19 protein-coding genes are annotated in these 17,263 nt (G+C 66.2%); 9 read left to right on the top strand and 10 right to left on the bottom strand.

Annotation, left to right across the window (positions count from 1 at the left end; translation table 11 throughout):
• Nucleotides 1–63 precede the first annotated feature (63 nt).
• The 3 genes from groES to ACO07I_RS11245 all read left to right on the top strand — a co-directional run bounded on the left by groES (nucleotide 64) and on the right by ACO07I_RS11245 (nucleotide 2,587).
• Nucleotides 64–378 (top strand): co-chaperone GroES, encoded by a 315-nt coding sequence (gene groES, locus ACO07I_RS11255; protein ID WP_295141661.1) that lies wholly within the window; start codon nucleotides 64–66, stop codon nucleotides 376–378.
• 45 nt (nucleotides 379–423) lie between these two features.
• Nucleotides 424–2,064 carry a chaperonin GroEL gene (gene groL, locus ACO07I_RS11250; protein ID WP_422017293.1) on the top strand — a complete coding sequence of 547 codons (1,641 nt, stop codon included), beginning with the start codon at nucleotides 424–426 and terminating at the stop codon, nucleotides 2,062–2,064.
• 112 nt (nucleotides 2,065–2,176) lie between these two features.
• A complete protein-coding gene (locus tag ACO07I_RS11245; RefSeq protein ID WP_422017291.1) occupies nucleotides 2,177–2,587 on the top strand; it encodes an NUDIX hydrolase in 411 nt (136 codons plus the stop codon).
• Here ACO07I_RS11245 and ACO07I_RS11240 read toward each other — a convergent pair.
• The 4 genes from ACO07I_RS11240 to ACO07I_RS11225 form a co-directional block, all read right to left on the bottom strand.
• Nucleotides 2,539–3,600, bottom strand: a complete 1,062-nt coding sequence (locus ACO07I_RS11240) for a hypothetical protein (RefSeq protein ID WP_422017289.1) — start codon at nucleotides 3,598–3,600, stop codon at nucleotides 2,539–2,541. The genes ACO07I_RS11245 and ACO07I_RS11240 overlap by 49 nt on opposite strands.
• The gene (locus ACO07I_RS11235) at nucleotides 3,590–3,883 is read right to left on the bottom strand and encodes a DUF1330 domain-containing protein (protein ID WP_422017287.1); all 294 of its coding nucleotides are present in this window, start codon (nucleotides 3,881–3,883) and stop codon (nucleotides 3,590–3,592) included. Before ACO07I_RS11235 ends, ACO07I_RS11240 begins: the two co-directional genes overlap by 11 nt.
• 14 nt (nucleotides 3,884–3,897) lie before the next feature.
• Entirely contained in the window at nucleotides 3,898–4,761 is an 864-nt protein-coding gene (locus ACO07I_RS11230) for a sulfurtransferase (RefSeq protein ID WP_422017285.1), read from the bottom strand.
• A gap of 61 nt (nucleotides 4,762–4,822) precedes the next feature.
• Nucleotides 4,823–5,179: a hypothetical protein gene (locus tag ACO07I_RS11225; RefSeq protein WP_422017283.1), complete on the bottom strand. Its 357-nt coding sequence runs from the start codon at nucleotides 5,177–5,179 to the stop codon at nucleotides 4,823–4,825.
• A gap of 127 nt (nucleotides 5,180–5,306) precedes the next feature.
• On the opposite strand from ACO07I_RS11225, the gene ACO07I_RS11220 reads away from it, so the two are divergent.
• Nucleotides 5,307–6,245 (top strand): AEC family transporter, encoded by a 939-nt coding sequence (locus ACO07I_RS11220; protein ID WP_422017281.1) that lies wholly within the window; start codon nucleotides 5,307–5,309, stop codon nucleotides 6,243–6,245.
• Nucleotides 6,246–6,266: 21 nt separating this feature from the next.
• Nucleotides 6,267–6,689, top strand: coding sequence for a large conductance mechanosensitive channel protein MscL (mscL, locus tag ACO07I_RS11215; RefSeq protein ID WP_422017279.1), 423 nt, complete (start codon nucleotides 6,267–6,269; stop codon nucleotides 6,687–6,689).
• On the opposite strand, the gene dapA is transcribed toward mscL, so the two are convergent.
• Entirely contained in the window at nucleotides 6,686–7,573 is an 888-nt protein-coding gene (dapA, locus tag ACO07I_RS11210; protein ID WP_422017277.1) for a 4-hydroxy-tetrahydrodipicolinate synthase, read from the bottom strand. The genes mscL and dapA overlap by 4 nt on opposite strands.
• A 79-nt stretch (nucleotides 7,574–7,652) precedes the next feature.
• Here dapA and ACO07I_RS11205 point away from each other — a divergent pair, with 79 nt between their 5' ends.
• Nucleotides 7,653–8,525, top strand: a complete 873-nt coding sequence (locus ACO07I_RS11205; RefSeq protein WP_422017275.1) for a LysR family transcriptional regulator — start codon at nucleotides 7,653–7,655, stop codon at nucleotides 8,523–8,525.
• A gap of 213 nt (nucleotides 8,526–8,738) precedes the next feature.
• The gene (locus ACO07I_RS11200) at nucleotides 8,739–9,323 is read left to right on the top strand and encodes a GNAT family N-acetyltransferase (RefSeq protein ID WP_422017273.1); all 585 of its coding nucleotides are present in this window, start codon (nucleotides 8,739–8,741) and stop codon (nucleotides 9,321–9,323) included.
• On the opposite strand, the gene ACO07I_RS11195 is transcribed toward ACO07I_RS11200, so the two are convergent.
• The 4 genes from ACO07I_RS11195 to ACO07I_RS11180 all read right to left on the bottom strand — a co-directional run bounded on the left by ACO07I_RS11195 (nucleotide 9,305) and on the right by ACO07I_RS11180 (nucleotide 14,775).
• Entirely contained in the window at nucleotides 9,305–11,641 is a 2,337-nt protein-coding gene (locus ACO07I_RS11195; RefSeq protein ID WP_422017271.1) for an Orn/Lys/Arg decarboxylase N-terminal domain-containing protein, read from the bottom strand. The genes ACO07I_RS11200 and ACO07I_RS11195 overlap by 19 nt on opposite strands.
• Entirely contained in the window at nucleotides 11,641–12,564 is a 924-nt protein-coding gene (gene ppk2, locus ACO07I_RS11190; RefSeq protein ID WP_422017269.1) for a polyphosphate kinase 2, read from the bottom strand. Before ppk2 ends, ACO07I_RS11195 begins: the two co-directional genes overlap by 1 nt.
• Before the next feature lie 90 nt (nucleotides 12,565–12,654).
• Nucleotides 12,655–13,749 carry an NAD-dependent epimerase/dehydratase family protein gene (locus ACO07I_RS11185; protein WP_422017267.1) on the bottom strand — a complete coding sequence of 365 codons (1,095 nt, stop codon included), beginning with the start codon at nucleotides 13,747–13,749 and terminating at the stop codon, nucleotides 12,655–12,657.
• Nucleotides 13,750–13,779: 30 nt separating this feature from the next.
• Nucleotides 13,780–14,775, bottom strand: coding sequence for a Bug family tripartite tricarboxylate transporter substrate binding protein (locus ACO07I_RS11180; protein ID WP_422017265.1), 996 nt, complete (start codon nucleotides 14,773–14,775; stop codon nucleotides 13,780–13,782).
• A 144-nt stretch (nucleotides 14,776–14,919) separates the two neighbouring features.
• Between ACO07I_RS11180 and ACO07I_RS11175 the strand changes: the two genes are divergently transcribed.
• Both ACO07I_RS11175 and ACO07I_RS11170 read left to right on the top strand, forming a co-directional pair.
• Nucleotides 14,920–15,666, top strand: coding sequence for an SDR family NAD(P)-dependent oxidoreductase (locus ACO07I_RS11175; protein ID WP_422017263.1), 747 nt, complete (start codon nucleotides 14,920–14,922; stop codon nucleotides 15,664–15,666).
• 5 nt (nucleotides 15,667–15,671) lie between these two features.
• Nucleotides 15,672–16,637, top strand: a complete 966-nt coding sequence (locus ACO07I_RS11170; RefSeq protein ID WP_422017261.1) for a D-2-hydroxyacid dehydrogenase — start codon at nucleotides 15,672–15,674, stop codon at nucleotides 16,635–16,637.
• 208 nt (nucleotides 16,638–16,845) lie between these two features.
• Here ACO07I_RS11170 and ACO07I_RS11165 read toward each other — a convergent pair whose 3' ends face one another.
• Nucleotides 16,846–17,247 (bottom strand): hypothetical protein, encoded by a 402-nt coding sequence (locus ACO07I_RS11165; RefSeq protein WP_422017259.1) that lies wholly within the window; start codon nucleotides 17,245–17,247, stop codon nucleotides 16,846–16,848.
• Between the last annotated feature and the right edge of the window lie 16 nt (nucleotides 17,248–17,263).

The following is a 17,263-nucleotide window of genomic DNA, read 5'->3' as shown; positions in this document are numbered from 1 at the left end:
CAGCACTACATTCACCGCGGCCGCGAGGTCGCGCAGGGTCAATCGCTCACTGGAGGAAGAACCATGAAGTTCCGTCCGCTTCACGACCGGGTCGTGGTCAAGCGCGTCGAGGAAGAAGGCAAGACCAAGGGCGGGATCATCATTCCCGACACCGCCAAGGAAAAGCCTATGGAAGGCGAGATCGTGGCCGTCGGTCCGGGCGCCCGCGACGAAAAGGGCAACCTGGTTGCTCTCGACGTCAAGAAGGGCGACCGCGTCCTGTTCGGCAAGTGGTCGGGCACCGAGATCAAGATCGATGGCCAGGATCTCCTGATCATGAAGGAATCCGACATCATGGGCATCATCGACGGCTCCGCCTCGATGAAGAAGGCCGCCTGAGCTTCGCTCGGCTTCACCGAAACCAACATTCAAGAGGAATAGAAAATGGCAGCCAAGGAAGTCCGCTTTAGCGCCGACGCCCGCGAGCGCATGCTGCGCGGCGTCGACATTCTCGCCAACGCCGTCAAGGTGACGCTGGGCCCGAAGGGCCGTAACGTCGTCATCGACAAGTCGTTCGGCGCCCCGCGCATCACCAAGGACGGCGTCACCGTCGCCAAGGAGATCGAGCTCGCCGACAAGTTCGAGAACATGGGCGCCCAGATGGTGCGCGAAGTGGCCTCGAAGACCAACGACATCGCCGGCGACGGCACGACGACGGCGACCGTTCTCGCCCAGGCGATCGTGCGCGAAGGCGTGAAGTCGGTCGCGGCCGGCATGAACCCGATGGACCTCAAGCGCGGCATCGACCTCGCTGTCGAGGCGGCCGTCGAGGACATCAAGGCGCGCGCCAAGAAGATCACGGGCACGGACGAAGTCGCCCAGGTCGGCACCATCTCGGCCAATGGCGACAAGTCGATCGGCAAGATGATCGCCGAAGCCATGAAGAAGGTCGGCAACGAGGGCGTCATCACGGTGGAAGAGGCCAAGAGCCTGGACACCGAGCTGGACGTCGTCGAGGGCATGCAGTTCGACCGCGGCTATCTCTCGCCGTACTTCATCACCAACGCCGACAAGATGATCGCCGAGCTCGACTCGCCGTACATCCTCCTGTTCGAAAAGAAGCTGTCGGGCCTGCAGGCGATGCTGCCGGTGCTCGAGGCGGTCGTGCAGTCGGGCAAGCCGCTGCTGATCATCGCCGAGGACGTCGAGGGCGAGGCCCTGGCGACCCTGGTCGTGAACAAGCTGCGTGGTGGCCTGAAGATCGCCGCCGTCAAGGCGCCGGGCTTCGGTGACCGTCGCAAGGCGATGCTCGAGGACATGGCGATCCTGACCGGCGGTCAGCTGATCTCCGAGGACCTCGGCATCAAGCTCGAGAACGTCACGCTCGACATGCTCGGCAAGGCCAAGAAGGTCATCGTCGAGAAGGAAAACACCACGATCGTCGACGGCTCGGGCAAGAAGGCGGACCTCCAGGCCCGCATCAGCCAGATCCGCGCGCAGATCGAGGAGACCACTTCGGACTACGACCGCGAGAAGCTCCAGGAGCGCCTGGCCAAGCTCGCTGGCGGTGTTGCGATCATCAAGGTCGGCGGCGCCACGGAAGTCGAAGTGAAGGAGAAGAAGGACCGCGTTGACGACGCCATGCACGCCACCAAGGCTGCGGTGGAAGAGGGTGTTGTCGCCGGCGGCGGTTCGGCTCTGCTCTACGCGCTGCGCGCGCTGGACAAGGTCCGCACCTCCAACGACGACCAGAAGGTCGGCATCGAGATCGTGCGTCGTGCGCTGCAGGCGCCCGTTCGCCAGATCGCCGAGAACGCCGGCTACGACGGCGCCGTCGTTGCGGGCAAGATGCTCGAGCAGAAGGACACGAACTTCGGCTTCGACGCCCAGAAGGGCGACTATGTCGACATGATCAAGTCCGGCATCATCGATCCGGTGAAGGTCGTTCGTACGGCCCTTCAGGACGCCGCTTCGGTGGCCGGTCTGCTGGTCACGACGGAAGCCATGATCGCAGAGAAGCCGGAGAAGAAGGCCCCGATGATGCCGCCGGGTGGCGACGGCGGCATGGGCGGCATGGACTTCTAAGTCCAGTCTTCTCAGAGATTGTGGAAAGGCCGGGGAGCGATCCCCGGCCTTTCTCGTTGGAGCGCGCCACTCCCGTGGCGCATCATGAGCGCCACTGGAGTGGCGCGCTCCCATGAGTCTGAACTACCCGACATCGATCAAAGGCGTCGTGATCCACGACGGCCGCGTGCTGCTGCTGCTCAACGAGCGCGATGAATGGGATCTGCCCGGCGGGCGTCCCGATTCCGGCGAGGATCATCGGGCGGCGCTGGTGCGCGAGGTGCGCGAGGAGACGGGGCTGGCCGTCGAAGTCGGCGCTCTCGTCGACGAGCATCTGTTCGAGGTCTTGCCGCAGCGCTTCGTGCGGATCGTGGCTTACGTCTGCACGCTGGCGACCGAGGGCTCGATCGCCCTCAGCCCTGAACATCGCGAAGCGTGCTGGGTCGAGCTCACGGCGCTCGGCGAGCGTATCGCCGGGCGCTCGTTGCCGGCGGGCTATCTCGGGGCGATCCGCCAGGCCGCCTGCCAGCCCTTGTCGCCGTAGCTGCGACTCGTCTCGACCGCGAGAAATCGGTCGTGCGCGCCGGCGGCGCCGAGCCACAGTTCGTTCCAGGCATCGAAGCCGGCCAGCGGATCGGCGAGTTGAAGCTCGCGGGCCAGTTTCCAGCCGTCCATGCGGACGACCAGGCCACCATTCTTCTCTTCGGTGGCGACCTCCTCGCCCTCGGCCGCGAGGATCGTCTTCAGCCAGCGCGCGAACAGGCGGGCGCTGTCGAGGTCGCCTCTTTCGACGTCGGTGGGCAGGTCGAGGTCGCGCGCGATTTCCTCGTGGAACTGCAGCCCGACGAGACGTGCCACCCGGCCCATCTCGAGCCGGGCGTCCTGCGGGCCTAAAAGGTCCTGCAGCACCGGCAGCATCGTCTGCACATAGCCCATCGCGTAGGAGCGGTAGGTGCGCAGGCGGCGCTCCTCGGGCCAGTTCTCCGTCGCGAGCTTCGGCTGGGTCTTCCAGTCGATGCGTGGCATCTCCTCGTCGTAGGCGAAGCGCACGCGCTCCTCCTCCTTCAGGGGACGGCCGTAGTCGCAATAGTAGCCTTCGAGGCCTGGCTTGCCGTCGACGGTCATGCCGGTGCAGACGAAGCCAAGGCCCGGGTTGTTCAGCGAGACGCCGTTGTGGCCGTGCCAGCCGTACAGGAAGGCGGCTGACACTTCGTGCGGCACCGCCGCGATCGCGGTGCCCTTCCACATCCACCGCGGCGGCGGATAGCGCACCCATGCTTTCGTGTCGCTCTCGCGCAGATAGCCGGTCTTCACGCCGCCGAGAGCATTGGAATGGTAGTGGTAGAGCGCGCAGGCCGGCGCGTCCTTCTCGCCCGCGAGGCCGAGCTTCTGCAGGCCCGGCTTGAATTTCTCCAGGTGCTGCCGGCGGAAGTGCCGGAAGATGTATTCGCGTGCCGTATCGCTGCCGCGTCGCGAGACGAGACCGATGACCAGCGCCGTCATCAGCGCATTGTACAGCGTGCCGACCGCCCGGTAGGTGGATTCGCTAGCCAACATGGCCGTCGATCAGGATCGCCTTGGAGTGGCCGGCCTTCAGCCGCATGGCGAGGACCGGCTTGTATTCCTCGGAATGATAGAACCGCTCGGCTTTGGCGCGGTCGGGGAATTCCAGCACGACCACGCGCGCCGGTGTCCAGCCGCCTTCGAGGCTCGTGCAGTGACCGCCGCGCACGATGAACTTGCCGCCGAACTTGGAGACGAGCCCGGGCGTGTGCTTGCGGTACTCGTTCATCAACTCCTCGTCCTTGGTGTCGATTTCGACGATGATGTAGGCTGTCACGCTTTCCTCCTTCGTCAGCCGGTTTCCATGGGCAGGTTCGGGTCGTTGGCCCATTCCTGCATGGAATTGTCGTACACCGAGACGTTCCTGTGACCCAAGAGGGCGGTGAGCACGAAAGCGTCGAGCGTGGCGGCTATGCCGCCGCCGCAATAGACCAGCACCCGCTTGTCCGGGGCGGCGCCGACACCGTCGAATGCCGCGCGCAGCTCGGCGATCGGCTTCAACGCCTTGTCCGGCCCGAACAGGCTGGCGGCCGGGACGCACGACGAGCCGGCGATGCGGCCCGCACGGCCATAGACCACGCCGCCGCTGCCGCTGTGCTGGTCGTGGCTCAGCGCATTCAGGGTCAGCGTCGAGGGATCGCCGATCGCGCTCTTGATCGCCTCCTTGCCGACGAAGATCTCCGGCCTGGCGCGTAGCGACAGCGTCGCCGGCGGATGGGTGACGGGTTCGGTCGACAGCGGGCGGCCTTCCGCCTTCCACTTGTCCAGCCCGCCATCCAGGATCGCGACCTCGTCGAAGCCGACGGCGCGCAGCATCCACCAGATGCGGGTCGCCCAGACCGGTGAAGCATGGCTGTAGAGAACGACAAACGTACCGTGGCCGACGCCCTTGGCCGCGAAGGCCCGGGTGAGGTCCTCGAGCGACGGCAGGGTGAAGCGAAGCGGCGAGGTCTTGTCGGAAAGGTCGGCCTGAAGGTCGAGGTAGGCCGCGCCGGGAATGTGGCCCGTGCCGTAGTTGGCGCGCCCGCTTTCGGCGATGTAGCGGCCGTCGGGGCCGGGCTTCAGGTAGGTAGTGCAGTCGAAGACGCAAAGCGCCGGTGCGCCGAGCTGGCGGGCAAGGTCTTCCGTCGTGATCAGGTTGGCCGAATGGGCCATGTCGCTCTCCCGTGGTTGGGGAGAGCGAGACTAGCGCGGTTCCGGGTGGAGGAGCGCTAAATCAAATCGTCTTGGAGGGCAGCGGCGGAACGCTGACCGGGCCGGACGAGGGCGCGGCGGCGGTCGGTGCCGGGGCAGAGGCCGGCGGGAGCTGGCCCATCTCGGGCGACTTCGGGGCCGCCGGCGTGGTCGTGGTCTTCTTCGTCTTCTTCGACGGTGCCTTCGCGACCTGAACCTTCTTCAGGCAGGCGCTGCGCTGCGAGCTGCTCTTGATCTTGTTGCAGGAGGCGGTCGTGGCAGCCTTCGGCTTGGCCGTGGGGGCGGTGGTCGGCGCAGGCATGGTCTCGTCCTGCGCGAAGGACGGGGCGGCAAAGGCGACCGCAGCCAGGGCGGCCATGCTGGCGATCAAAAGACGCATCAGATTCTCCCGGGCCGCTTGCGGTGAGGGGACGGGCGCGGCCTCGCTGTATCTGCAAAATGCTATGTGATTTGTGGTATTTATGTCAAATTCTTAATGAGTTAGAGCAACTGCAATCGGAAAGCCTGTGCAGGCCATTCTCAACGTCGCCTTTCCGATCTTCGGTGTCATCCTGGCGGGGTATCTGGCCGGCCGGTGGCGTATCCTGGGGCCCGAGGCGACGACGGCGCTCAACGCCTTCGTGAGCTACTTCGCCCTGCCGGTGTTGTTCTTCGGCACCCTGGCGCGCACGCCGGTCGCCGCCGTGCTCGATCCCAACCTGATGGCGGGCTTCGGCATCGCCGTGGTCGCTACCTTCGGCGTCGGCATGATCACCACACGGCTCGTTTCGCGAGGCGGTCTGGCGGCGATGAGCCTGCAGGGCATCGCGGCCTCCTGGGGCAATGTCGGCTACATGGGCGTGCCTCTCTGCCTGGCGGCTTTCGGCGAGCAGGGGCTGCCGCCGGCCATGCTCACGGTGATCGTGACGGCCGTCGTCTCCATGGTGTTCGGCGTCATGCTGATCGAACTCGAGGTCGCGGCGGGCCACGGTCCGGTGCGGACCTTCCTGCGGGCAGCCTTCAACGTGGCGCGCAATCCGCTGCCGGTCTCGATTGCGCTGGGCATCGTGGCCTCGTGGGTCGGCCTGCCGATCCCGGTGCCAGTCGAGAAGTGGCTCGACCTCATGGGCGCCGCGGCGGCGCCCTGCGCGCTGTTCGCCATCGGCCTGTTCCTGTCGGACAAGTCGATCAAGAGCGGTCTCGCCGAGGCGGGCCTCGCCACCCTGATCAAGCTCCTGCTGCAGCCGCTGGCGGCGCTGGTGATCCTGCCTTTCTTCGTGCCCATCGATTCGATTGCGGGCAAGGTGGCGCTGCTGATGGCCGCGCTACCGACCGCCGCCAACGCCTTCGTGCTGGCCAAGCAGTTCGACGTGTCCGTCGAGCAGAACACGGCCTCCGTTCTGCTGTCGACGGCCTTCTCGGTGGTCACGGTCTCTGCTTTGCTGGTCTGGCTGCGCGTAACCTGACGACGAAAAGGGAGAAGGCCCATGCTTCAGGAATTCAAGAAGTTCGCGATGCGCGGCAATGTCGTGGATCTCGCCATCGGCGTGATCATCGGCGCCGCCTTCAGCAAGATCATCGACTCGCTGGTCGGCGACATCATCATGCCGATCATCGGCCGCATCGCCGGCGGCCTCGACTTCACCAACTACTTCATCGGTCTCACGCCCGCGGCCAGCCAGGCCGCGACCTACGATGCCGCCAAGAAGGCCGGCGCGACGCTGGGCTACGGAACGTTCCTCACGGTGACGGTGAACTTCCTGATCATCGCCTGGGTGCTGTTCCTGGTGATCAAGGGCATGAACCGCGTGGTCAAACAGGAGCAATCCGCTCCGCCGCCGCCCGCGCCGCCGACCAAGGAGCAGGAGCTGCTGACGGAGATCCGCGATCTCCTGAAGGCGCGCGGCTAGGCCGCCGCCTTCGTCACGGCGAACGCCGCGTCGAGCCGGTGGGCCAGCCCGTCCGAGATCCTCGTGAGCGGCAGGCGGCATTCCGGCGATGCGATCAGCCCCTGACGCCACAGGAGATGCTTGATCGGCATCGGATTGGCCTCGGCGAACAGCATCGGCACGAAGCCGGCGAGCGGCGCCCAGGCGGCCCGCGCGCCGACGAGATCGTTGGCGTCGAAGCAGCGCTCGACCTCCACGAAGCCCTCCGTCATCAAGTGGCTGGCCGCCAGGATGCCGCCCTCCGCGCCGTTGGCGCGCATGGTAAAGAACAGCGCGTCCTCGCCGGTGAGCACCGCAAAATCGGCGGGCTTGCGCCGCAGCAGGTCGAGCGATTGCTCGATGCTGCCGGAACTGTCCTTCACGCCCACGATGTTCGGCACCTCCGCCAGGTCGAGCAGCGAATCGTTCGATAGATTGACCGCCGTGCGATAAGGGATGTTGTAGATCACGACGTCGCGGTCGGTGGCCGCGGCGATGCGGCGGAAGTGTGCGATCAACCCCTCCTGGCTCGGCCGGTTGTAGTAGGGGCATACCGAGAGAATGCCGGCGATCGGCAGGTGGCGGAGCCGCTTCAATTCCTTCTCGACCTTGGCCGTGGCGTTGCCGCCGACGCCCGCAAACACCGGCACTCGGCCGTTGGTGACTGCCAGGGTGCGCTCGATCACCGCCGCGATTTCGTCCTCGTCGAGAGCCGGCGATTCGCCTGTCGTGCCGAGCGGTAGCAGCCCGTCGACGCCTTTGGCGATGTAATGGTTCACCAGCCGGTCGTAGCTCGCGAAGTCGATGGCGCCGTCCTTGAACGGCGTGATGAGGGGCAGCCAGAGGCCCGAGATCTTCGTGGTCATGGGGCGACGCTAGAGCGGTCCGAGGAATAACAAAAACGAATGTTTTGGATGAGAGCGTTCGGAAATGATTATATGTCCCATGCGCAAGGACCTCGATGTGGCGCTGGTACGCGCCTTTCTCACCGTCGTCGAAGCGGGTGGCGTCACGCGGGCGGCTGCGGCACTCGGTATGAGCCAGGCGGCGGCCAGCCAGCAGATCAAGCGGCTGGAGGAGGCGCTCGACTGTCGGCTCTTCACCCGCCAGGGGCGCGGGCTGGTCCTGGCACCGGCGGGGGAGCGGCTGCTGGAGCAGGCGCGACGCCTGGTGGCGATGAACGACGAAGTCTGGTCGTCGATGCGGGCTCCCCAATTCGAAGGCGAGGTTCGCTTCGGCGTGCCCTACGACATCATCGGCAGCTTCGTGCCAGCGATCCTGCGGCGCTTCGCCAAGGCGCAGCCAAGGGTGCGCGTGAGCCTCGTCTGCGAGGACTCGCGTGTGATCCGCGAGGAACTGAAGTCGGGCGGCGTCGATCTCGCCATGACGACCGAGACGGAGTGCGGCCGCCACGGCGAGACCTTGCGCACCGACCGGCTCGTCTGGGTCGGCGCGGCCGACGGCGATGCCCACCTCAAGGACCCACTGCCGGTCTCGCTGGGCGCGCCGACCTGCGTCTTTCGGCCGGTCGCCGTCGAGGCGCTGGGCAAGGCGCGGCGCGACTGGCGCGCGGTCTGCGAGGTGAGCCGGCTGGAGCCCGTCTATGCCGTTCTGGAGGCGGGGCTTGCGGTGGCGCCGCTGCTGCGCTCCTCGGTGCCCGAGCGCTTCGTGATCCTCGGCCGCGAGGCCCGGCTGCCGTTGCTGCCGGAGTTCCGAATCAACCTCTATACGCCGCCGGGCCTCGGACCTGCCGCCCGCGATCTGGCCGATCACGTGCGGGCGAGTTTTTCCGGGCGGTTACGAAACCATAACAATTGATACCAAGCGCCCCCTGTGCCGATGCCGCGGCGGCCCGTATCTTCGCGTGCATGGACGGGGCGCGGTTCGAGACATCGCCGCGGCGGCCAGCGAGTTTAGAGGGGGCGTCTGGGGGCCTGGAGAGTGAACAACTCTCCGGGCCCTCTTTTTTTGCTGACATGAAACGGTCATGGAGGCGTGTTTGATCCGGGCGTCTCAGAGGAGGATCAGGTGATGTCAGCGACGAGCGGATCGGTGCTCGAAAAGCCGCGGGGCGCGGTCGTGGTGCGGCCGTCGACCGAGAGCGACGTGCCGGCCATGATCGCGATCTACACGCACCACATCACGCGCGGCGTGGGTGACGTCGTCATCGAGCCGACGCAGGCCGACGACATCAAGCGGCGGCGCAAGAACATGCTGCGGCGCCGGCTGCCGCACCTTGCGGCCGAGCGCGACGGGGTGATCGTGGGCTATGCCTACGCTGTGCCGTTCCGCAAGCGTCCGGCGTATCGCTACGCGGTGAAGCATTCGATCTACGTCCATCCCGACCATGTCTCTACCGGGATCGGCCGTCTCCTCCTGCCGGCGCTCATAGAGGCCTGTGCCGGGGCGGGGTATCGCCAGATGTTCGCCTATGTCGATGCCGACAATGTCGCCTCGCTCAGCCTCCACGAGGCCCATGGCTTCCGGAAGGTCGGGCTGCTCGAGGGCGTCGGCTACAAGTACGGCAAGTGGGCCGACAGCGTGCTGATGCAGCGCGCCATCGGCGCGGGTGCCAGCACGCCGCCGGTCGAGATCGCCTACTCGCGCACCACGTAGGTGTAGAAGCGCACACGGCCTTCCTTGTCGATCTCGCGATAGATGCCCTGGATCTCGACGTCGAAGCCGGGGAACAGGTTGGCGCTCTTCTGGAACATGAGCAGGTAGTCGAGCATCGGCTTGGCCCGTTCGTCGAGCCTCTCGCCGGGCACGATGCTGGCGATGCCCGGCGGATAGACCACGAACATGGTGGTCGCGATGCGGCCGGCCGCCTCTTCGATCGGCACATAGTCGACATTGTTTCGTACCAGCTCGCGGACCGCCACGTGCGGCGGCATGGCGGGCTCGGGCAGGTGCCCGGGCATGAACTGCGCGCGCTGCATCAGGCTGACGTTGCTCTCGCGGAAGAAGGCATGCATCTCGGCGCAAAGATCGCGCAGCCGCATGCCGGCATAGCGTGCCGGCCGCTTGCGAACGAACTCGCCGATGACGTCTTCCAGTCGCGCGTTCTCGTCGTGCAGCCGCTTGAAGATCACAAACGCGCTCAGCAAGGTGCCGGCCTTGCTCGATTCGACTCCGGGAGTCATCAGGAACAGCAGCGAGTTGAGGTCGTTCTTTTCCGGGACGATCTGGTTCTCACGCAGATACTGCGCGACCACGGGGGCGGGGATACCATGGCTGGCATAGCCGCCGGTCTCGCGGTCGAAGCCCGGCGTCAGCACGATCAGCTTGTTGGGATCGGTGATCGCATAGCCCGGCGCCACATGCTTGAAACCGTGCCAGCGCCGCTCCGGCGCCAGCTCCCAGTAGCGCGCGTGGGTTGCCAGATCGTCGGTCGGAACCTCCTCCCAGGCCAGCTCGCGGTCGCCCACCATGACGCGATTGGGCACGAAGGGCTCGAAGAACCAGCGTCGCGCCAAGTCGCGCTCCTTGTCCTCGAACTCGCGGCGGATCGCGCGCATCTTCTTGCGGATCTCGATGCCGAGGCGAATCGTGTCGTCCCAGAGCACTTCGCCCGAACGCCCCTTCATCATCTGCGCGCCGACGTCGAGCGAGGCGAAAATCGGATAGAAGGGCGAGGTCGAGGCGTGCAGCATGAAGAACTCGTTGAAGCGGCGATGCTCGATGCGCCGGCGCTGGCCCTTGATGTGGCGATCCTTGACGTGGATCTGCGAGGCCTGGCTGAAGCTGGCAAGCTGCTTGTGCGCCGACTGCGTGGCGATGATGCCGGGACTGTCGGGGCCGAGGTCGGTGAGCCCCATGGCGAAGCGGCCGGCATAGAGCGGGTGGAACTTCATGAAGCCGGCCCAGGCCTCGTCGAACAGGATGTAGTCGCAGAGATGGCCGATCTTCTCGACGATCAGGCGCGCATCGTTGATCGTGCCGTCATAGGTGCACTGCTCGATGACGGCGACACGGAACGGCCGCTCGCGCTTCCACGCCTCCTTGTCGGCGACCAGCGGGTTGGTGCGGATCTTCTCGCGGATGGCAGCCTCGTCGAGCGCCTCATGGAAGATCGGCCCGATCAGCCCGTGGGCGTTGCGGTCGGTCTCGAGATAAATCGGGATGCCGTTGCCGAGGAACAGCGCGCCGTGATGGGCGGCCTTGTGGTTGTTGCGGTCGAACAGCACGAGATCGCCTTCCGCGACCAGCGCCTGCAGAACGATCTTGTTCGACGAGGAGGTACCGTTCAGGACGAAATAGGTCTTCTCGGCGCCGAAGATGACGGCGGCTTCCTTCTGCGCCTTGAGCGCCGGGCCCTCGTGGACGAGAAGGTCGCCGAGATCGAGCACGGAATTGTCCAGGTCGTCGCGGAACACCGCCTCGCCCAGATGCTCGACGAAAATCCGGCCGATCGGGCTCCTGTTGTAGAAGATGCCGCCATTGTGGCCGGGGCAGGTCCAGAGCTGGTTGCCTTCCTCGGCATAGTCGACCAGCTCGCCGAAGAACGGCGTCTTCAGCGTCTCGGCATACTGCTTGAGGCGGCTGACCAGGTTCTTTGCGATGAACTCCGGCGTCTCCTCGGAGAGGAAGATGTAGCCGTCGATAAAGTCCATCAGCTCGACGGGGATGTCCTGCAGCCGCTTGCGCCGCACCAGGATGACGATCGGCATCTCGAGGCCACGCCGCCGCATCATGTTGATCATCGCGGCGGCCTTGCCGTCGAGGCCCTTCTTGCCCCAGTCCACGACCATGCAGCCGATGGCGGCGTCGGTCTGGACGACCATCTCGGCATCCTCGATGCGGCGCGCCCGCACGACCTGGAAGCCCATCTTCTCGATGGAGACCGTGATCTCGCCGAGCCTGTGGCCCTCGAGATCGTCGGCGTCGAAGGCCGGAGCGCAGACGAGGAACGTGAAACGCCTGAAGAAATCCATCAGTAAACCGCCGGGACATAGAGTTCGGAAGCGACCGGCATGCGCGCGTAGTCGGGCTTGTGTTCGCGCTTCGGCAGGACGATCGGTTGGTGTTCGACATCCTTATAGGGCACTTGTTGCAGCAAGTGGTGGATGCAATTGAGGCGGGCGCGGCGCTTGTTGTTGCCCTCGACGACCCACCAGCGCGCCTCCGGAATATGCGTCCGGGCGAGCATCTCCTCCTTGGCCTTGGTGTACTCCTCCCAGCGTCTCCGGGATTCCAGGTCCATGGGCGACAGCTTCCACTGCTTCATCGGGTCGTGGATGCGCATCAGGAAGCGCATGTTCTGCTCCTCGTCGGTGATCGAGAACCAGTATTTGAGCAGGATGATTCCCGACCGTACGAGCATGCGCTCGAACTCAGGCACGGTCTCGAAGAAGTCGCGGACGTCGGATTCCGTGCAGAAGCCCATGACGCGCTCGACGCCCGCCCGATTGTACCAGCTGCGATCGAACAACACGATTTCGCCGCCCGCCGGCAGGTGCGAGATGTAGCGCTGGAAGTACCACTGGGTGCGCTCGCGCTCGGACGGCGCCGAAAGCGCGACGGTGCGGCAGACGCGCGGGTTCAGCCGCTGGGTGACGCGTTTGATCACGCCGCCCTTCCCGGCGGCGTCGCGGCCCTCGAACAACACGACGACCTTGAGCTTTCGGGCGATCACCCAGTCCTGCAGCCTGATCAGTTCGCGCTGCAGTCGCAGCAGCTCGGTGAAGTAGAATTTCCGGTCGATTCCTTCGGTCTGTGGCAGGTCGCCGTCGCCATGCTCGGGCAGGCGGGCCAGCATTTCGTCGCCCAGTTCGAGCTCGAGGTCCTCGTCGATGCTGTCGGCCAGTTCCCGGCGGACGCGGTCCTCCAGCGCCTTGCGGTCCCGTTCGCTCTCCATGCCAAGCCCTCCATCCCTCAGAGTGGCCGGGAAAGTGAGGGGCGCATATGACAATTTGACGACAGTCAGGCTACGTCCCGAAGCGCACCGTCAGGGATGCGGCAGCAGCCCTTTTTCCTGCATTTCGGCAAAGCATTTGCGGAACATCGCCTCGGTATCCATGACCTCGGTGAAGCCGGCCTGCATCAGCTTGATGGTCGAGACCAGCGCCGCCGGTCCCGGCTCGGTGCGGCCGTAGCCCATCGTGTAGTCGGCATATTCGAACGACAGGCCGACGAATTCCCGCAGCGTGCCCGACTTCAGCCCCTCGGCGGCGCGGATCTCCGCCCATTCGGCCTCGCGTGTCCGGATCTCGCGGTCGAGCGCCAGGGGTACGTGGTCGCCCGCCTCGAAGCCCAGCGCATCGGCGATGGCGGGCCAGACGTTGGGCCACACGAAGACGTCGCCGTTGGTGACGTTGAAGATCTCGTTGCGGGCCGCCGCGGCCTCGCCCGACCAGGCGATGGCGCGAGCCAGAAGGTCGGCATCGACCGCCTGGGCCACGCGGCCGACGCCGCCCGGGTAGTCGAGCTTCGTCCTGCCGGCCCGGCGCATGAAGGCGGCATAGACACCCAGGGCGGGAATGACGTTCATCGCGCTGCCCACCGAATCGCCCACGATCAGGACGGGCCGCAGGATCGACCAGTGCCAGCCCTTGCCCTGCTGGCGCTCGCGCAGGAAGCGCTCCTGGTTCCAGTAGAAGTTGGGCTGCTCGTGTATCTCCGAACGGTTCTCCCGCGCCGGCACGGCGAGCGGACGGACATGGACGCCGTAGGCCTTGGTGCCCTGGAGCAGGGCCACGTGCCGCAAGCCCGGCGCCGCCCGCTCGAGCGGGACCACCAGGTTGCGCAGCATCAGGTCGTTGGTGCGGATCTGCTCCTCTTCCTGCCATCCTGCGACCAGACCCGGCCGTTCGTAGAGGGCGGCATAAACGAGGTGCGTGACGCCCGCGAATTCCGGCGCCAGCGCCTCGCAGGCCGCGCTGTCGGTGAGATCGAGCGGCAACCAGCGCGCCCCGTAGGTTTCGTCCGGCTTCCGGCGCGAGACGGCGACGACTTCGCAGCCCTGGACGGCAGCGAAGTGCTTCAGGGCGGCGTGGCCGACGAGGCCGGTGGCCCCGGCGACCAGGACTTTCTTGGAGGGCATCGTCACTCCCGAAACTGCAAGGTGACGAGGCTACTCGACCTTGGCGCCCGACGCCTTGATCACCGGGGCGAGTTTCTTCTCCTCGGCGGCGCGGTAGGCGGCGGTCTCCGCCGGCGTCATCCAGATCTGGGTGGCGCCTTGCTGGTCGAAGGCGGCTTTCACGCTGGGCTTCTGGAGGGCCTGCTTGGTCAGCGCCGAGAGCTTCTCGACCATGGCCGGCGGCACGCCGGCCGGCGCGCAGACGCCGCCCCACGAGGTGATTTCGAAGCCCGGCAGGAATTCCGCGAAGGTTGGCTTGTCGGGCACCGAGGGATGGCGCTCCTTGGAGGTCACGGCAAAGCCCTTCACCTTGCCGCCCTTCATCAGGCCGAGCGGCCCGGGAATGTTGTCGAACATCATGTCGACCTGGCCCGCGAGGATGTCCTGATGGGCGGGCGCGCTGCCCTTGTAGGGCACGTGCAGCAGGTTGACGCCGGCCATCTGCTTGAACATCTCGCCGGTGAGGTGCGGGCTGGTGCCGGCGCCCGACGAGGCGAACGAGAACTTGCCCGGATTGGCCTTCGCCAGGGCGATCAGTTCGGGAATCGTGTTGGCCGGGAAGTCGAGCCGCGTCATCAGCATGTTGGGCACCGACCACAGCATGGCGATGCCGGTGAAGTCCTTGCCCGCGTCGAACGGCAGCTTCGTGTAGAGGGTAGGCGCGATGGCATGCGCGGCGATCGTGTAGAGGCCGATCGTGTAGCCGTCGGGGGGCGACTTCGCGATGAAGTCGGCGCCGATGTTGCCGCCGGATCCGGCTCGGTTCTCGATGATGAACTGCTGGCCCGTCAGCTCGGAGAGTTCCTGGCAGACGATGCGCGACAGCGTGTCGGTCGGGCCGCCGGCCGGAAACACCACGATGTATTTCACCGGCCGGTTGGGCCAGTCGTTCTGCGCGCGGGCGATGCCCGAGGCGATCATCGGGGCGGCGAGTGCGCCGCCTGAGAGAATGAGCGCGCGTCGGCGCGGAATCATGATTTTGGTCATCTTGAACGTAGCCTCCTGTGCTTTCTTTATTGGAAGACAGTCTAGCTGAGTCGTTCCGCTGTTCAATACGACGCCGGCAGGAGCCTTTGCTTGATTTGAGAGGGCGCGGCCGCCACGGTGGCGCCCGCAACAGGAGACGGTGCGATGAAGCTGGATTTTACGGGCAAGAAGGCAATCGTTTGCGGCGGCAGCCGCGGTATCGGCAAGGCCATCGCGATGGGGTTCGCGGCCTGCGGCGGCGACGTGTCGATCTGCGCACGCGATTCCAAGACGCTCGAAGAGACCCGCGCGGAACTCGCCAAGCACGGCCACAAGACGCATGCCGCCAGCGCCGATCTCGCGCAGGGCGATGCGGTGCGCGGCTATGTCCGCGACGCGATCGGGGCTTTGGGCGGCGTCGATTTCCTGGTGAACAATGCCTCGGCCTTCGGCTCGACTGACGACGACAAGGGCTGGACCAGCAATCTCGCCGTGGACATGCTCTCAATCGTGCATGCCACGCAGGAGGCGCTGCCCGAACTGAAGAAGTCGCAGGGCAACGTGGTCAACATCTCCTCGATCTCCGCCCATCATCCGGCGGCGCGCCAGCCGCCCTACGGCGCCATCAAGGCGGCGGTGATCCACTACACGGTCACGCAGGCGGCGATGTACGCCAAGGACCGTATCCGCGTGAACTGCATCGCCCCCGGCTCGATCGAGTTTCCCGGCGGCGTCTGGGACAAGCGCAAGACCGACAATCCCGCCCTCTACAACGGCACGTTGGCTTCGATCCCGTTCGGTCGCATGGGCACCGCCGAGGAAGTGGCGAACGTCGCCCTGTTCCTCGCCTCGCCGTTCGCCTCATGGGTGACCGGCCAGACCATCGCCGTGGCCGGCGGGCAGGGACTGTAGTTCCGATGTCCCCGACGAACCGGACCCACGTCCTGCTCTGGACGGACGCCCCGACGGCCTATCTCGACGCGATCCAGTCGGCGGGCCTTGCCGACCGGGTTGCGGTCGACACCTTGCCGCGCAAGGACAAGCCATCGGCCGAGCAGCTCGCCCGGACCGAGGCAATGATGGCAGGGGCGGTGCCGGCGGGGCTGCTCCCCGCGATGCCCCGGCTGCGCTGGGCGCAGGCGATGAGCGCGGGCGTCGACAACTGGCTGGCGCTACCCGATCTGCCACCGGGCCTCACGCTCACCTGCGCGCGCGGCACGCACACAGAGTCGATGCCGGAGAACATCATCGGTGCGCTGTTCCACGTCGGGAAGCCCTATGCGCAGGCCGCCGAAAACCAGAAGCAGAGCCGCTGGGTCCACACGGTGGCGCAGCCACTGACGGGCAAGACGCTCGGCATCCTGGGTCTGGGCGTCATCGGTCAGGAAGTGGCGCGGATTGCCGTCGCGCTCGGCATGCACGTGATCGGCACCAAGCGCCGCCCGACGCGCGTGCCGAACGTCGCCGAGGTGCTGCCGCCGGAAGCGACCGACGAGGTGCTGTCGCAGTCCGACTTCGTCCTGCTGCTGTTGCCGGCGACGCGGGATACCGAGAACTTCATCGATGCGAAGCGTCTGGCGAAGATGAAGCCCTCGGCGTGGCTGCTGAATTTCGGCCGCGGCCAGATCGTGAACGACGCCGATCTGATGGCAGCGACGAAGGAAAAGAGGATTGCCGGAGCGCTACTCGACGTGTTCCGCCAGGAACCGCTGCCAGCGGACCACCCGTTCTGGCAGGCTGAAGGCATCGTCGTGCTGCCGCATATCGGCGGACCGCACCCGCAGCGCGACCGCTTCGTGGCGCGCCTGTTCGTCGAAAACCTCAAGCGCTTTGTAGAAGGCGAGCCGTTGAAGGAGGTCGTGGACCGAGCCGCCGGGTATTGAGCCGGCGCCTCTATTCGATCCCGCGCCACGATCGATGGGGTTGATCAGCACTTAGCGGGCAAAAAAGTGACGGCCCGCCAATGTGAGCGGGCCGTCGTTACCGTCTGTTCAGGCGCCGATTCGAGAGGGTGCGACTCCGGCTTCGTTTATTTCGAATATTTCGTTTGTTTCGATTATTCGCCGGGCGTCCGGCACTTTCGGGGGCCTGTTAGCGCGTTGTGCCCGAGGCTCCGCCGGACGCGCCGCCCGGAGCGGGCGCCGTGCCCTGATTGACCGAGCCGCCGCCGGTCGAGCCGGCGCCGACGCCCATCGAGCTGGTGCTGCCGCCGGGTGCGGGAGCTGTGCCGCTGCCGGTGGCGCCAACACCTGCACCGGTCGAGCCGCCGCCCGGGGTTGTCGTCGTCGCGCCGCCGGTGGTGCCCGTGCCGGTCGTGCCGCTCGGACCCGTCGTGGAGGCGCCACCGCCGACCGAGGCACCGCCGCTGGAGGCGCCGCCGCCGGCACTACCGCCCGCGCTGCCTCCCGAGCTGCCGCCACCGCTCTGGGCCATAGCTGAGCCGCCGATGAGGACCGCCGCCGCGGTGATCGCGATCAACTTTTTGGTGTCCATGAGTTCCTCCTGTTGC

This window comes from Reyranella sp. (assembly GCF_965227665.1).
Taxonomy (GTDB): domain Bacteria; phylum Pseudomonadota; class Alphaproteobacteria; order Reyranellales; family Reyranellaceae; genus Reyranella.
This window is presented reverse-complemented; position numbering and strand designations above follow the sequence as displayed.

What these genes read in the sequence shown, in the direction of transcription:
- groES (WP_295141661.1), top strand. Translation starts at nt 64, where the DNA reads ATGAAGTTCCGTCCGCTTCACGACCGGGTCGTGGTCAAGCGCGTCGAG.
- groL (WP_422017293.1), top strand. Translation starts at nt 424, where the DNA reads ATGGCAGCCAAGGAAGTCCGCTTTAGCGCCGACGCCCGCGAGCGCATG.
- ACO07I_RS11245 (WP_422017291.1), top strand. Translation starts at nt 2,177, where the DNA reads ATGAGTCTGAACTACCCGACATCGATCAAAGGCGTCGTGATCCACGAC.
- ACO07I_RS11240 (WP_422017289.1), bottom strand. Translation starts at nt 3,600, where the DNA reads ATGTTGGCTAGCGAATCCACCTACCGGGCGGTCGGCACGCTGTACAAT.
- ACO07I_RS11230 (WP_422017285.1), bottom strand. Translation starts at nt 4,761, where the DNA reads ATGGCCCATTCGGCCAACCTGATCACGACGGAAGACCTTGCCCGCCAG.
- ACO07I_RS11225 (WP_422017283.1), bottom strand. Translation starts at nt 5,179, where the DNA reads ATGCGTCTTTTGATCGCCAGCATGGCCGCCCTGGCTGCGGTCGCCTTT.
- mscL (WP_422017279.1), top strand. Translation starts at nt 6,267, where the DNA reads ATGCTTCAGGAATTCAAGAAGTTCGCGATGCGCGGCAATGTCGTGGAT.
- dapA (WP_422017277.1), bottom strand. Translation starts at nt 7,573, where the DNA reads ATGACCACGAAGATCTCGGGCCTCTGGCTGCCCCTCATCACGCCGTTC.
- ACO07I_RS11205 (WP_422017275.1), top strand. Translation starts at nt 7,653, where the DNA reads ATGCGCAAGGACCTCGATGTGGCGCTGGTACGCGCCTTTCTCACCGTC.
- ACO07I_RS11200 (WP_422017273.1), top strand. Translation starts at nt 8,739, where the DNA reads ATGTCAGCGACGAGCGGATCGGTGCTCGAAAAGCCGCGGGGCGCGGTC.
- ACO07I_RS11195 (WP_422017271.1), bottom strand. Translation starts at nt 11,641, where the DNA reads ATGGATTTCTTCAGGCGTTTCACGTTCCTCGTCTGCGCTCCGGCCTTC.
- ppk2 (WP_422017269.1), bottom strand. Translation starts at nt 12,564, where the DNA reads ATGGAGAGCGAACGGGACCGCAAGGCGCTGGAGGACCGCGTCCGCCGG.
- ACO07I_RS11185 (WP_422017267.1), bottom strand. Translation starts at nt 13,749, where the DNA reads ATGCCCTCCAAGAAAGTCCTGGTCGCCGGGGCCACCGGCCTCGTCGGC.
- ACO07I_RS11180 (WP_422017265.1), bottom strand. Translation starts at nt 14,775, where the DNA reads ATGACCAAAATCATGATTCCGCGCCGACGCGCGCTCATTCTCTCAGGC.
- ACO07I_RS11175 (WP_422017263.1), top strand. Translation starts at nt 14,920, where the DNA reads ATGAAGCTGGATTTTACGGGCAAGAAGGCAATCGTTTGCGGCGGCAGC.
- ACO07I_RS11170 (WP_422017261.1), top strand. Translation starts at nt 15,672, where the DNA reads ATGTCCCCGACGAACCGGACCCACGTCCTGCTCTGGACGGACGCCCCG.
- ACO07I_RS11165 (WP_422017259.1), bottom strand. Translation starts at nt 17,247, where the DNA reads ATGGACACCAAAAAGTTGATCGCGATCACCGCGGCGGCGGTCCTCATC.